Origin of the sequence: Phaeacidiphilus oryzae TH49 (assembly GCF_000744815.1) — a bacterium.
GTDB classification, from domain to species: Bacteria; Actinomycetota; Actinomycetes; order Streptomycetales; family Streptomycetaceae; genus Phaeacidiphilus; species Phaeacidiphilus oryzae.
In genome coordinates, this window is sequence record NZ_JQMQ01000005.1 from 6,355,366 (window position 1) to 6,367,020 (window position 11,655).

Annotated in this window: 13 protein-coding genes; 3 read left to right on the plus strand and 10 right to left on the minus strand. The window is 75.3% G+C overall.

What is annotated here, in order from left to right; all coding sequences use genetic code 11:
• Positions 1 to 30: 30 nt before the first annotated feature.
• The 5 genes from BS73_RS31985 to BS73_RS32000 all read right to left on the minus strand — a co-directional run bounded on the left by BS73_RS31985 (position 31) and on the right by BS73_RS32000 (position 4,839).
• Positions 31 to 1,044 carry a LacI family DNA-binding transcriptional regulator gene (locus BS73_RS31985; RefSeq protein ID WP_037577853.1) on the minus strand — a complete coding sequence of 338 codons (1,014 nt, stop codon included), beginning with the start codon at positions 1,042 to 1,044 and terminating at the stop codon, positions 31 to 33.
• Between the two features lie 112 nt (positions 1,045 to 1,156).
• Complete coding sequence (locus tag BS73_RS31990) at positions 1,157 to 2,389, minus strand: arylsulfotransferase family protein (RefSeq protein ID WP_037577855.1); 1,233 nt, start codon at positions 2,387 to 2,389, stop codon at positions 1,157 to 1,159.
• An 85-nt stretch (positions 2,390 to 2,474) separates the two neighbouring features.
• Positions 2,475 to 2,609, minus strand: coding sequence for a putative leader peptide (locus tag BS73_RS41060; protein ID WP_407675105.1), 135 nt, complete (start codon positions 2,607 to 2,609; stop codon positions 2,475 to 2,477).
• A 142-nt stretch (positions 2,610 to 2,751) separates the two neighbouring features.
• Positions 2,752 to 4,062, minus strand: a complete 1,311-nt coding sequence (locus BS73_RS31995; RefSeq protein ID WP_051941228.1) for an amidohydrolase — start codon at positions 4,060 to 4,062, stop codon at positions 2,752 to 2,754.
• 108 nt (positions 4,063 to 4,170) lie between these two features.
• Positions 4,171 to 4,839 (minus strand): maleylpyruvate isomerase N-terminal domain-containing protein, encoded by a 669-nt coding sequence (locus BS73_RS32000; RefSeq protein ID WP_037577856.1) that lies wholly within the window; start codon positions 4,837 to 4,839, stop codon positions 4,171 to 4,173.
• A gap of 194 nt (positions 4,840 to 5,033) precedes the next feature.
• On the opposite strand from BS73_RS32000, the gene BS73_RS32005 reads away from it, so the two are divergent.
• A complete protein-coding gene (locus BS73_RS32005) occupies positions 5,034 to 5,414 on the plus strand; it encodes a VOC family protein (RefSeq protein WP_037577857.1) in 381 nt (126 codons plus the stop codon).
• A gap of 14 nt (positions 5,415 to 5,428) precedes the next feature.
• On the opposite strand, the gene BS73_RS32010 is transcribed toward BS73_RS32005, so the two are convergent.
• The 4 genes from BS73_RS32010 to BS73_RS32025 all read right to left on the minus strand — a co-directional run bounded on the left by BS73_RS32010 (position 5,429) and on the right by BS73_RS32025 (position 8,046).
• Positions 5,429 to 6,217: a thioesterase family protein gene (locus BS73_RS32010; RefSeq protein WP_037577858.1), complete on the minus strand. Its 789-nt coding sequence runs from the start codon at positions 6,215 to 6,217 to the stop codon at positions 5,429 to 5,431.
• A gap of 116 nt (positions 6,218 to 6,333) precedes the next feature.
• Entirely contained in the window at positions 6,334 to 6,885 is a 552-nt protein-coding gene (locus tag BS73_RS32015) for a dihydrofolate reductase family protein (protein WP_037577859.1), read from the minus strand.
• 125 nt (positions 6,886 to 7,010) lie between these two features.
• Positions 7,011 to 7,445 carry a PaaI family thioesterase gene (locus BS73_RS32020; RefSeq protein WP_037577860.1) on the minus strand — a complete coding sequence of 145 codons (435 nt, stop codon included), beginning with the start codon at positions 7,443 to 7,445 and terminating at the stop codon, positions 7,011 to 7,013.
• 34 nt (positions 7,446 to 7,479) lie between these two features.
• Positions 7,480 to 8,046 carry a pyridoxamine 5'-phosphate oxidase family protein gene (locus BS73_RS32025; protein ID WP_037577861.1) on the minus strand — a complete coding sequence of 189 codons (567 nt, stop codon included), beginning with the start codon at positions 8,044 to 8,046 and terminating at the stop codon, positions 7,480 to 7,482.
• 105 nt (positions 8,047 to 8,151) lie between these two features.
• On the opposite strand from BS73_RS32025, the gene BS73_RS32030 reads away from it, so the two are divergent.
• On the plus strand, positions 8,152 to 8,493 hold the full coding sequence (locus tag BS73_RS32030) for a hypothetical protein (RefSeq protein ID WP_152617798.1): 342 nt from the start codon (positions 8,152 to 8,154) through the stop codon (positions 8,491 to 8,493).
• A gap of 150 nt (positions 8,494 to 8,643) precedes the next feature.
• Complete coding sequence (locus BS73_RS32035; protein ID WP_235215600.1) at positions 8,644 to 10,161, plus strand: LCP family protein; 1,518 nt, start codon at positions 8,644 to 8,646, stop codon at positions 10,159 to 10,161.
• A gap of 45 nt (positions 10,162 to 10,206) precedes the next feature.
• Here the strand turns inward: BS73_RS32035 and BS73_RS32040 are convergent, their stop codons facing one another.
• Positions 10,207 to 11,649, minus strand: coding sequence for a lipase family protein (locus BS73_RS32040; protein WP_037577863.1), 1,443 nt, complete (start codon positions 11,647 to 11,649; stop codon positions 10,207 to 10,209).
• Between the last annotated feature and the right edge of the window lie 6 nt (positions 11,650 to 11,655).

Here is an 11,655-nt window from a genome sequence, read left to right on the forward strand (position 1 = left end):
TCGTCGGCAGCGGCGCCCGGGTCGCCCGCCTCAGCGGCCGGGGAGGCTGGACTGACGGACCACCAGTTCGGGCTGGAGGACGGTCTGCCGGTGGCGGTGGAGGTCCGCGTCCGGGCCGGTCTCCTCGATCAGGAGTTCGGCGGCGAGCCGGCCTAGGGCCACCGCCGGCTGGCGGACCGAGGTCAGCGGGACCGCGGCGGCCGCCGCGAACTCGATGTCGTCGTAGCCGACCAGGGCGATCTCCTCGGGCACCCGGACCCCCGCGGCGAAGAGCGCCTGGAGGACGCCGAGCGCCAGGAGGTCGTTGGCGCAGAAGACCGCGGACGGTCGGGGGGAGAGGCCCAGCAGCCGGGCGCCCGCGTCCCGCCCGGCGGCCACGTCCAGCCGGACCGCGTCCACCTCGCGCAGCACCCGCCCGCCGTCCAGCCCCGCCTCGGCGATCGCCGCCAGGGCGCCCGCCCGCCGGTCCCGCACCTGCGGCAGCTCGGAGGGGCCGCCGACGTAGGCGATCGAGCGGTGCCCGGCGGAGACCAGATGGCCGCCCGCCAGCCGGCCGCCGGCCACGTCGTCCACCGACACCGAGCACAGGTCCTCGCCCGGGGCCACCCGGTCCACCAGCACGTACGGGATGCCCTGGGCGCGCAGCGAGTCCAGGTTGCGGCCGGTGGTGTCGGCGGGGGTGACCAGCACCCCGCGCACCCGCTGCTCGGCGAAGAGCGAGAGGTACTCGGACTCCTCCGCCGGGCTCTGCGCGCTGTTGCAGACCATCACCCCGAGCCCGGCGGCCCGTGCCGCCCGCTCGGCGCCGGAGGCCACGTCCACGAAGAACGGGTTGCCCATGTCCAGCACCAGCAGCGCCACGATCCGGCTCTGCCCGGCGCGCAGATGGCGGGCGGACTCGCTGCGGACGTACCCCAGGCTGCGGATGGCGGACTGCACCCGGAGCCGGCTCTCCTCGCTCACCGAGTCCGGGCGGTTGAGGACGTTGGACACGGTGCCGACGGACACGCCGGCCTGCCGTGCCACGTCCTTGATGCTCACCATGCCGCGGGCCCTCCACCTGGGTGCCGAACGCTCTGCCGTCAGGTGAACCTATCCAAGCACGCGGGGCGGCGGCGGGAGTCCGGGGTGTCCGCGCCCGGCAACGGCCCCCGGATCAGCCCCGCCAGTCGAAGCGGTACGCCCGGTAGCTGTTCACCCCGGCCGGGAACTCCGCGTCGAAGACCAGCCGGCCCGCGCGGTCGAACTCGGACAGATAGGGCAGCGAGCCCCAGCCCACCACCTGGTCCCCGCCGGGGAGGGTCTGCGCGTCGCCCTGCGAGGAGGCGCTGCCACCGGCCGGCTGGTCGTTGCTGGCCACCAGCGTCGCGGTACGGGCCGCGTAGTCCAGGCTGACCGTCACCGAGCGGCTGTATGGGAGTTCCTCCACCGCGCCGGCGCCGGTGTTGCCCGCCCCCGCGGACTCGTTGTCGAAGAAGGTGTAGCGGCCGCCGCCCTGCGGCTCCGGGTCGTGCTGCCAGGCGAAGATCGTGCCGGCCTGGTTGAGCCGCTGGCCATCGGCCGCGCGCGGCGTGAAGCTGCTGTCCTTGCCGCCGAGCCGCCAGGCGATCCGCCCGCTGCGCCGGTCCACCTGGTACGTGGTCCAGGTGTTGCGGGCGCCGATCAGCAGCCGCCGCCCGCCGTCGTCCAGCTTGACCGCGTTGAGGTGGAACCAGTCCCAGGGGGTGCCGGCCGATGCGGGCAGCGGCTGCTCGCTCTCGCTGTAGGGCACGTGGTCGGCGGCGTCCCACTGGTGGAGGACGCGGCCGTCGGCTATGTCGATCTCCTGCACCACGCCGTCGATCACCTTCTGGTCGGCCGGGCCGCCGAGGGAGCGCAGGTCGGCGGTCTCCTCCCGGTAGGCGATGATCAGTGCGGTGTTCTGAGGGGTGATCAGGAACTCATGGCCGTCCGCCTGGTAGCCGTTGCCCGCGCGCACCTCGGCGATCCGGCGGTAGTGGGAGTCGTAGACGTAGTCCACGCCCTGCGAGACCCCGCCCAGGCCGGTGCCCTGCCACCAGGTGAGGACCCGCTGCCCGCGGTAGGTCTGGGCGCGGAAGTCGGCGGCGGCCTGGCCGGCCGGGAGGGTCTTGGACCAGACCACCCGCCGGCCGTCCGGACTGAGGATCTCCAGCCCGCTGGCGTAGTCCGGGCTCTGCGACTGCGGGGCGAGGAAGAGGTCCCCGCCTGAGCGGGCGCCGGCGGTGGCCGGGGTCAGCACCCGCACCGGCGGGAGCGGCTTGCCGGCCGCGGCGGCGGGCGGGGCGGCGGTGAGGAACGAGCCGGCCAGAGCGGCGACGGTGGCGGTGGCGGCGGCCGTGGCCGCGAGGAGACGGTGGTGGATGCGCATGGGGGCATGCCTCTCTCGCCGCCGGCGGGCGCGCCCGGGGCGCGGGCCGGCGGCAGTGGTCCTCGGAAGGGGTTCGCTGTCGGGCTCAGCGGCGACAGAGCGCGCTGCTCACCCGCAGCAGGTCCACATGCCGCCGCCCGCAGAGAGCGGCGGAGCGGCTGCGGGCAGGCCCGGCGGAGCGGCCGGAGAGGTGTCCGCGGCACGGTGCTGCCCGACGCATGCCGCCTCCTCGATCCGGTGACGATCACCGCCGACCAGGACCCTAGCCCGGGGCCGTCCCACCCCACAACGCCCGGGGGCCAACCGTCATCCGGCGCAACACGGCCGCAATGTTCGCGCGGCCGCCGGTAGCTGACGGTACGTCAACTCGCCAGCCAGGCCAGCGCCGCCACGCACAGCGCGGAGATCCCCGCGTCCAGCGTCGGCTGGACGACCGGTGCGAAGTACGGGCTGTGGTTGCCCGGGATCTCCTGGTCGGTGGTGCCCTTCCGCTCCGCGGCGGCGTACTTCGCGGGGTCGGTGCCGCCGACGCCCCAGTAGGTGGCCGGGCAGCCGAGGGCGGCCGGGAGGTCGCCGAAGTCCTCGCTGGCCGGGACCGGTTCGTCCAGCGTGGTCGCCCGGTCCGGGCCGAACCACTCCCGGAAGGCGTCCGCCACCCGCTCGGTGGCCGGGCCGTCGTTGGTCATCAGCGAGAAGTCGGCCAGCGTCTCGAACTCCGGCTCGGCCTCGGCGTGCGAGGCGGCGGCCTCGTCCCGGCAGATCCGCCGCACCGCGTCGTTCACCCGGCGGCGGGTGCCGTCGTCGAAGGTGCGGATGTTGAGCTGGAGTTCGGCCCGGTCCGGGATGATGTTCGGTCCGCTGCCGGCCCGCACCGAGCCGACCGTGACCACGGCGGGCGTGGTCGCGGCCACCTCCCGGGAGACGACGGTCTGCAGCCGCATCACGGTCGCGGCGGCCATCACCACCGGGTCGACGGTCCGCTCCGGCATCGAGCCGTGGCCGCCGCGGCCGTGGAGGGTGACCCGGAGGCTGTCGGCGGCCGAGGTCATCACCCCGGCCCGGGTGGCCAGCAGGCCGGCCGGCAGCGGCAGCACATGCTGCCCGAGGGCGACGTCCGGCCGCGGGATCCGGTCCGCGAGGCCGTCGGCGACCATGGCGCGGGCGCCCTCGCCGCCCTCCTCGTTCGGCTGGAACAGGGCGATCAGGGTGCCGCTCCAGTGCTCCTTGCCCTCGGCCAGCAGCCGGGCCGCCCCGAGGAGGCAGGTGACGTGGACGTCGTGGCCGCAGGCGTGCATCACCGGGACCTCGTCGCCGCCCTCGCCGTCGCCGGTGGCGGTCGCGGTGGAGGCGTACGGCAGCCCGGTGCGCTCGCGGACCGGCAGCGCGTCCATGTCCGCGCGCAGCAGCACCACCGGCCCGTCGCCGTTGGCGAGGACGCCGACCACGCCGGTCTCGCCGAGCCCCTCGATCACCTGATAACCCCAGCCGCCCAGCAGCTGGGCCGCGCGGGCGGCGGTCCGCCGCTCCTGGAAGCCGAGTTCGGGGTGGGCGTGGAGGTTGCGGTAGAAGGCCTCGGCGTCCGGGCGCAGGGCGTCCAGGCCGCCCAGCACCCGGCGGGCCGCGCCGGCCGCCGTCGCCGTCGCCGTTCCCTCTGCCGTGCCGTCGTCTGCCATCGCGGTGCCTCCCCGGGCCGGGACTGTGATCTCCGGCCAGCCTCGCCCGGCGCCGGTCGTCCTGCCACTCGGCTGGGAGGCGGGGCGAGGGGCGCGGGTCAGCGCGGGTCAGAGGGCGGAGACCCCGCCCTCCGGCGCCCGCTCCGTGCGGGCGAGCGCCCGCAGCACCGCGCTCTGGCCGTGCCGGCGGGCGGCCAGCCTGGCCAGCAGCACCAGCACGAGGTCGTAGGCCTCCTCGTCCACCGGCGGGGCCGGCTCGCGGCCGAGGGAGGCGGCGAGGTCGTCCAGGTGGACCACCAGCTCCAGCAGACGCGTGGTCAGGAACGTCCCCAGGGTGAGCGACCAGCCGGCGCGGGAGTCGTGGACCACACGCTCCTCCCACCCGCCGGAGTCCGTCCCGTCGGCGTCCGTCCCGAACTCCGCGCGGAGGCCGTCGAGAACCTTCCGCACCTGCCCCGCCACCGCCTCCGGGCCGGGGCGCGCCAACTCCTCGGCGCGGGCCAGGATGCCCGTGTTGATCTCCGCCTCGCGCGGGGCGCCGAGCCAGTCCGCCCGCGCGTAGCGCTCGTCCAGGTCGATCGGCTCGTCGCCCGGCGGCACGGGCGCGTCCACGGTCTCCCGGACGCTGTGGATCTGGTACGCCAGATGCGCGGCCAGGCCGCCGACCGTCATCCCGGGCAGGGCACTGGGCGCCGTCCACTCGCGCGCGACCTCGGGCTCGGAGAGCCGCCGCACCGTCTGCTCCGCCGTTCGAAGAAACGCCCCGAGGATTCCCATACCGCGTCCCACCTCATCCTCCGCCGCCGCCGACCTTCCGGCGGAGAACGCTCCCGGTTTCCGGGGGACCGGTCAAGCGGATTCCGTTGACCTGACGGGTCATCCGAGCTGACGGGTCATCGGCCGGACCGCCGGCCGGAGGTAGCGTGGAGGAAGGCAGCGGGGACGAGCGTCCGGACCGAAAGGGGAGACGGTTGTCCGTCGAACTGAACCACACCATCGTGAGCGCCCGGGACCGCGAGGAGTCGGCTGAGTTCCTGGCGGGCGTGCTGGGGCTGAAGGTCGGCGCGCCGACCGGCCCGTTCCTCCCGCTCACCACCGGCAACGGGGTGACGCTGGACTTCGCCACCGTCCCCGCCGGACAGGAGGTGGCCGGCCAGCACTACGCCTTCCTCCTCTCCGAGGACGCCTTCGACGCGTCCTTCGCCCGCATCCGCGCCCAGGGCCTGGACTACTGGGCCGACCCGGCGGGCGCCCTCCCCGGCGAGATCAACCACCGGGGCGGCGGCCGCGGCTGCTACTTCCGCGACCCGTCCGGCCACTGGATGGAGATCTTCACCCGCGGCTCGGGCTGATACGCCGTCCGACCTCAGTCCCGGGCCGGGTTGGCCAGCGCGGTGGTGGCCGAGTAGCCGATCGGGCCCGCGAGGTCGTACAGGTTGGCGCTGCCCACCGCGACGCCGTCGCTGCCGCTGTGCGCGGTCGCCTCCAGGCCGATCACGTCGCCGACCGGGAGCCGGGAGAGCAGCATGGTGAAGTCCGCGTTGATGTAGCGCAGTCCGCTGTCCGAGGCGTGCGCCAGCGGGCTGCCGGTGTCCGCGGCCAGCGCCGCCCGGACCAGCGGGCCGAGCTCCTCGCCGGCCACCAGCGGGGCCGTCTCGCGGAGCCAGGAGCGCCGGCGCTGGTCGCCCTTCCAGTTCCGCACCAGCTGGTGCTGCTCGTCGAAGCGCCAGAACTGCACGCCGTGCGCACCCTCCTGGTACGGCGGGGGCAGCTGCTCGGGCGGCGGGGCGTCCCACGGGCCGGTGGCCGGTATGTGACCGGGCGGCTCCTCGCCCTCCCGGAGCAGCACCGCGCTCGCCCGGGCGACCGTCCCGATCTCGCCCCGGACGGCGACGTCGACCACGCGGATCCGGCGGCCGTCGCGGACCCGCTCCGAGTCGAGGCGCAGCGGGCCCATCGGGGCGGTCCGGAACAGGTCGACGGTCAGCCGGGCCACCCGCAGGCCGGGCTCGACGTGGCCGCGGTCGACCTCGCGGGCGAGGAGGCCGGCCAGGAGCCTGCCGTGCACCATCCCCGGGGTCCACCAGCTGACGGCGTGCTCGGTCGGTATCAGGGCGTCGCCACTCGGCCGGAAGTACGCCTCGCTGTCCGCCACGCCCGTCCCCTGACTTCCCGCAGCCGCGCGCCTTCGCAGCCGTCGCCTCCGCCTGACCCGTTCAGTTTACGGGTGCGCACCGACACAAGATCGCCCCAGCCCCCCGCGACCGGCGGTCAGCCGCGCAGGACGCGGAAGCGGAGGCTGGTGGCGGTGGGGGACTCGGTCAGCGCGACCCGCTCCAGCGGGACCGGGCCGGCGCCGCCAGGCCGCTCGAAGAGCCGGACGCCGTCGCCGAGCAGGACCGGCACGATGGACACGAAGATCTCGTCGAGCTGGTCCTTCGCGATGCACTGGGCGGCGATCCGCGCGCCCAGCACGCCGACGTCGGACTCGCCGGCGGCCGCCTTGGCCGCCCCGATCGCGGTGTCCAGGTCGGTGACGAAGGTGATGCCGGGCCGGGGCGCGGCCGCCGGCACGGTGTGGGTCACCACGAACTGCGGGCCGTCCCAGCCCCCGCCGTACGGCTCGCCCTCGTTCTCCGTGCCGCGGTACGGGTCGTCGCCGGAGAAGGTGCGGCGGCCGACCAGGAGGGCGCCGGTCTGCCGGGTCAGCTCGGCGGCCGCCGGGTCCGGGGCGAGGTAGCCGGCGAGCCAGGACATGTCGCCGCCGGGGCCGGCGATGAAGCCGTCCAGGGACATCGCGCACTGGTACTGCAGACTCGCCATCGCCGGTCTCCGTCCGGATCGCTCGGGTGGTTCGGTCCTCGGCCGATGATGCCGCAAGCCGGCCGGCCGTGCGGCGGGCCCGGCCGTACGGCGGGCCCTGCCGTGCGGGTCGCGGCCGGGCCGGGTCAGCCCCCGGCGACCGAGACCGTCCCCTGGGCGACCGCGCACAGCATCCCCGGGCCGCCGTCCGCCGGGTGGACGGTCAGGTCGCAGCGGACGACCACGCGGGTGCGCCCCGCGCGGACCACCTCGGCGCGGGCGCGGAGCACAGCGCCGCGCGCCGGCCGCAGGTAGTCGATGGTGAAACCCGCCGTCAGCACCTCGGGCCCGGCCGCCGCGCCGGCCGCGAAGGTGATCGCGTTGTCGGCGGCGTAGGACAGCACTCCGCCGTGGAGGAATCCGTTCTGCTGGAGGAGGTCGTCCCTGAAGTCGAGTTCCAGGGTGGCCGTCCCGTCCCCGAACCCGGCGAGCCGGGTGCCGAGGAGGACGCTGAACGGCTGGGCGGCCAGGACCGCCTGGGCCTCCGCCCGGTCGATCCGGCGAGTGGCTGCGCTGGTCATGAGGCCGGAGCATCCCGGTTGCGGACCGGGCCTGTCAATGCCGGGCGGCAGGGTCGGCCGCGTCCCAGGGCAGCACCGAGGAGGTCCAGTGGGTGAGGACCGCCAACTGCTCGTTGGTGTAGAGGTGGCGGGGCGGCGTGGCGAAGGTCCCGTACGGCCGGCAGCGCAGCACCACCCGCTCCTCGGCCTCGCAGCGCTTGGCGACGAACGGCCTCGCCTCCTCGGCCAGTCGCTGGCCGGACATCCGCCAGCCGACCGCCATCAGCACGTCCACCGCCAGCGCCGGATCGCGGTCGACCACCGCGTCCGCGTAGACCTGGAGGTAGCTGAAGGGCCAGCGCTCGTCCAGGACGCAGAGCGATACCTTGCCGTCCCGGGCGACCGTCCTGGCCTTGCCGCGGCCGGCCATCGTGGAGACGAGGAGCTCGTCCTCGTCGGTGGGGACGTAGTAGACCACCGACATCCCCGGCCCGTCGTTGCGGCGGCGGTGGCCGAAGACGCAGGTGCGGTGGGTGCGGACGAACTCCCGTCGCTCGGACGGCAGCATGTCCCGGTCGGTCGGCGCGGTGAAGGGCTCGGCGGCGAACGGCAGCAGCTGCATACGCGCCGATTATCCGCGCCGGCCCGGGGAAGCGGAACCCTCGCGGCCCCCGGTGCGTCCTTCTCCAGCAAGGTCCACCGGCGTTTCGGGAGGTGCTGGGGAGCAGTGTCGCAGCGTGTGGTGCCGGCCGCTTCGGGCGAGGCGGGGAACGCGAGCGAACTCCACCTGGGCGCGGCCGTCGCGGAGATCGAGGGCCTGTGGGCGGCCGCGGTGCACGCCCGCCGGCCGGGGCACCGGAAGCGCCTGCTGGACGAACTCGGGCGGGCCGGCCTCCGGTTGACCGAACTGGCCGCGGCCGCGGCGGAGGAGGCGGCGGCCCGGGGCGGCTTCGCGGGCGCGGGCGGGGTCGCCACCCCGCGGCTGCTCGCGCCGCATGTGGGGCGGCGCTGCTCGACCGCCGCCCGCCATGTCGACTGGATCATCGACCGCTTCGGCCACCGGAGTTGACGACCGGGCGCGGGCCAGGCCGCCGGCCCTGCCGCGCGCGGTCGCGGCACGCCCGGTGACCCGGCGTTCGCCGCGGTCCGGTGCGCCCGCGCATATGGTGCGGTGGTCGGATCGGGGAGCCGCACGGCGGGAGGGACGGGATTGGCCAGGGTGGGTACCGGAGTCCGGCGGCGCTCCCGGCTGGCGGTCGCCGGCCGGCTGGGCGCCGCGGCGCTCTCCGCGACGGTGCTGGTGGTCGCCGGATGCTCCTGGTACGGCTACGGTTCGCTGACCGACGGCCTGCGCACCTCCGACGCCCTCTCGGTGACCGGGAAGGGCGCCCCGCCCGCGGCGGGCGACGCGGTCAACCTCCTCCTGATCGGCCTGGACAGCCGGAAGGACCAGAACGGGAACGACCTCCCCAGACGGTTCGTGCAGACCGAACTCCACGCCGGCTCCAGCGACATCGGCGGCTACAACACCAACACCCTGATCCTGCTGCACATCCCGCACGGCGGCGGCAAGGTGCAGGCCTTCTCCGTCCCGCGCGACGACTACGTGGAGACCTATGACGGGGACGGCCGCCCGCAGGGAATGCACAAGATCAAGGAGGCCTACGGGCTGGCCAAGGCCGCGGCCGTGCCCGGGCTCCGGGCCCAGGGGCTGACCGGCGCCGCCCTGGAGCAGAAGAGCCGCGAGGTCGGCCGGGAGGCGACCATCACCACCGTGCAGAAGCTCCTCGGCCTGCGGGTGGACCACTTCGCCGAGGTCAACCTCCTCGGCTTCTACGACATCGCGCAGGTGGTGCAGCCGATCACGGTCTGCCTCAAGCACGTCACCTCCGATCCGGCGATGGCCGGGCAGGGCTCCGGCGCCGACTTCCACGCCGGCCTCAACACCCTGGACGCCTCGCAGGCCCTGGCCTTCGTCCGGCAGCGGCACAACCTGACCGGCGGCGACCTGGACCGGACGCACCGTCAGCAGGCCTTCCTGGCCTCGGTGGAGTACAAGCTCAAGCAGCAGGGACTCTTCTCCGACCTGGGCCGGATGCAGTCGCTCTTCTCGGTGGTGAAGAAGGACGTGGTGCTGGACGACCGGTGGAACGTGCTGGACTTCGCCCAGCAGGCACCGAATCTGACGGGCGGTCATATCGCGTTCAACACCCTGCCGATCCAGGGCTTCGGCACCCGCGGCGGGGAGTCGGTCAACCTGGTGGACCCGGCGCAGATCCAGCGGATCGTCCGCCGGGTCACCGAGCCGGCGCCGTCCGCCGCGCCCGCCCCCTCCTCGGCGTCCGCCTCCACCTCCCCGGCGTCCGTCGCCCACGCGGTGGTCGACGTCTACAACGGCTCGGGGGTGGACGGCGGCGCCGCGGCCGAGGCGGACGCGCTGGCCGCCGCGGGGTACACCCGCGGCCGGGTGGCCAACGCCGCGCCCGCCGCCCGCACCCTGGTCCGCTACGGCAGCGGCGCCGCGGCGGCGGCCGGGCAGATCGCCGGCCGGCTGGGCGGCGGGGCGGGCGCGACCGCGTCCGGGTCGGTCGCCCCCGGCCATGTCGAGGTGGTCCTCGGCGCGGGCTTCACCCCGCCGCCGGCCACCGGGGGCGGCGCGGCCTCGTCCGGCGGCGGCTCGGCCATCCCGTTCCAGGGGCAGGCGGTCCAGGCCGGCGGCATCCCGTGCGTGGACTGACCCGGGACGGGAGGACTGGGCCGGGGGCGGCGGCTTGGGGAACCCTCAGGGCTGGGACGGGAGTCCGGCGCAGTTCGAGGCGGCCGGCTCGCCGTTGAGGCGGTCGGCCATCCAGGAGATGGCGGCGGTCTGGTCGGCGATCATCGGGGCCAGGTGGTTGGTGAGGAGCTTGTCGCCGAGGTTGGGCAGCCGGACCGGGACGTAGTCGACGTCGGCGCCCTTGGCGCACCACTCGACGGCCAACTGCCGGGCCTGGGCGTGCGGGACGATGTCGTCCCGGGTCCCGGTGGCGATCCGTACCGGCACCCCGGACGCGGGCTCGCCGTCGCCGATCCGCTGGTCGTCCAGGACCTGCTGGAGCGCCGGGACCTCGGCGATGATCCGGCTGAGCGATTCGCCGTCCTTGGTCCAGGAGGTGCTCCGCTGGAAGCCGTAGTGGAGGATCGCGTCACCCACGCACATCGTGGACAGGTCGGCGAGGGCGGCCTTCCCCTGCGCGTTGACGTACCGGTCGACGACCGCCTTCAACCGCGGGTAGCTCTGCGCGAATCCGTTGATGGACCAGCCGAGGGCGCCGGCCAGGGCGCTGCCGTCGATGCCCTTCACCACGGCGGCGAGATCCGCGGGCGGCGCGCCCGAGTAGACGCCGGCCAGCTGGACGTCGGGGGCGTAGGAGGGCTGGAGCTCGGCGGCGGCCGCACTGGCGCCGCCGCCCTGGCTGTAGCCGTAGAGGCCCACCTTCGAGTCCGGCGCCAGGTCGGTGCCGGGGAGCTCGCGGGCGGCCCGCACGGCGTCCAGCAGGGCGTGTCCCTCGTCCACCCGGTTGACGTAGGTGTGCAGCCGGTCGGTACTGCCGAGCCCGACATAGTAGGTGGCCACCACGGCGATGCCGCGCGCCAGCAGGCGGTAGATGCCCAGGTCCTCGTAGCCGACCGAGAGGGTGCCCGCGGTGACGGTCAGCGGGTTCTGCAGGGCCAGCGAGGGGGCGCACTGGTCGCCCTGGCCCATGGTGCCGGAGGCCACTGCCACCACCGGGCGGGGGCCGGTGCCGTGCCAGGCGGCGCTGGGCTGGATGTAGGCGCCGGTGACCGCGACCGGCCGGCCGCCGGAGTCGGTCGACCGGTACATCAGCCGGGTGGCGGTGCCGGGCAGCGGTCCGTTCAGGCCGGGCAGCGACAGTGCCAGGCGCAGCGGTTCGGTGCGGACCAGCGCGCCGTCGGTGGAGGGCAGTTGCGCCGGCGGGTCGTAGAACGGGGGGATGGCGACCCCGCGGGACACCTCCTGGGGGCCGGCGGCGCCGGTGCTCTGCCCGGTCGCCGCCGGGGCGCCCGGGGCGGCCGAGGCGGCCGGCGCCGCGGTGGCCGCCGTGGAGCCGAGCGGGCCGACGGCGGCGGCGACCACCAGTGCCCCGGTGGCGAGCAGCCGGCGCGACCGGCGCGACCGGTGCGGACGGTGCGGACGGTGCGGTCGGTGTTCCGGGTGTCGCATGGGAAC

What these genes read in the sequence shown, in the direction of transcription:
- BS73_RS31985 (WP_037577853.1), bottom strand. Translation starts at nt 1,044, where the DNA reads ATGGTGAGCATCAAGGACGTGGCACGGCAGGCCGGCGTGTCCGTCGGC.
- BS73_RS31990 (WP_037577855.1), bottom strand. Translation starts at nt 2,389, where the DNA reads ATGCGCATCCACCACCGTCTCCTCGCGGCCACGGCCGCCGCCACCGCC.
- BS73_RS41060 (WP_407675105.1), bottom strand. Translation starts at nt 2,609, where the DNA reads ATGCGTCGGGCAGCACCGTGCCGCGGACACCTCTCCGGCCGCTCCGCC.
- BS73_RS31995 (WP_051941228.1), bottom strand. Translation starts at nt 4,062, where the DNA reads ATGGCAGACGACGGCACGGCAGAGGGAACGGCGACGGCGACGGCGGCC.
- BS73_RS32000 (WP_037577856.1), bottom strand. Translation starts at nt 4,839, where the DNA reads ATGGGAATCCTCGGGGCGTTTCTTCGAACGGCGGAGCAGACGGTGCGG.
- BS73_RS32015 (WP_037577859.1), bottom strand. Translation starts at nt 6,885, where the DNA reads ATGGCGAGTCTGCAGTACCAGTGCGCGATGTCCCTGGACGGCTTCATC.
- BS73_RS32020 (WP_037577860.1), bottom strand. Translation starts at nt 7,445, where the DNA reads ATGACCAGCGCAGCCACTCGCCGGATCGACCGGGCGGAGGCCCAGGCG.
- BS73_RS32025 (WP_037577861.1), bottom strand. Translation starts at nt 8,046, where the DNA reads ATGCAGCTGCTGCCGTTCGCCGCCGAGCCCTTCACCGCGCCGACCGAC.
- BS73_RS32040 (WP_037577863.1), bottom strand. Translation starts at nt 11,649, where the DNA reads ATGCGACACCCGGAACACCGACCGCACCGTCCGCACCGTCCGCACCGG.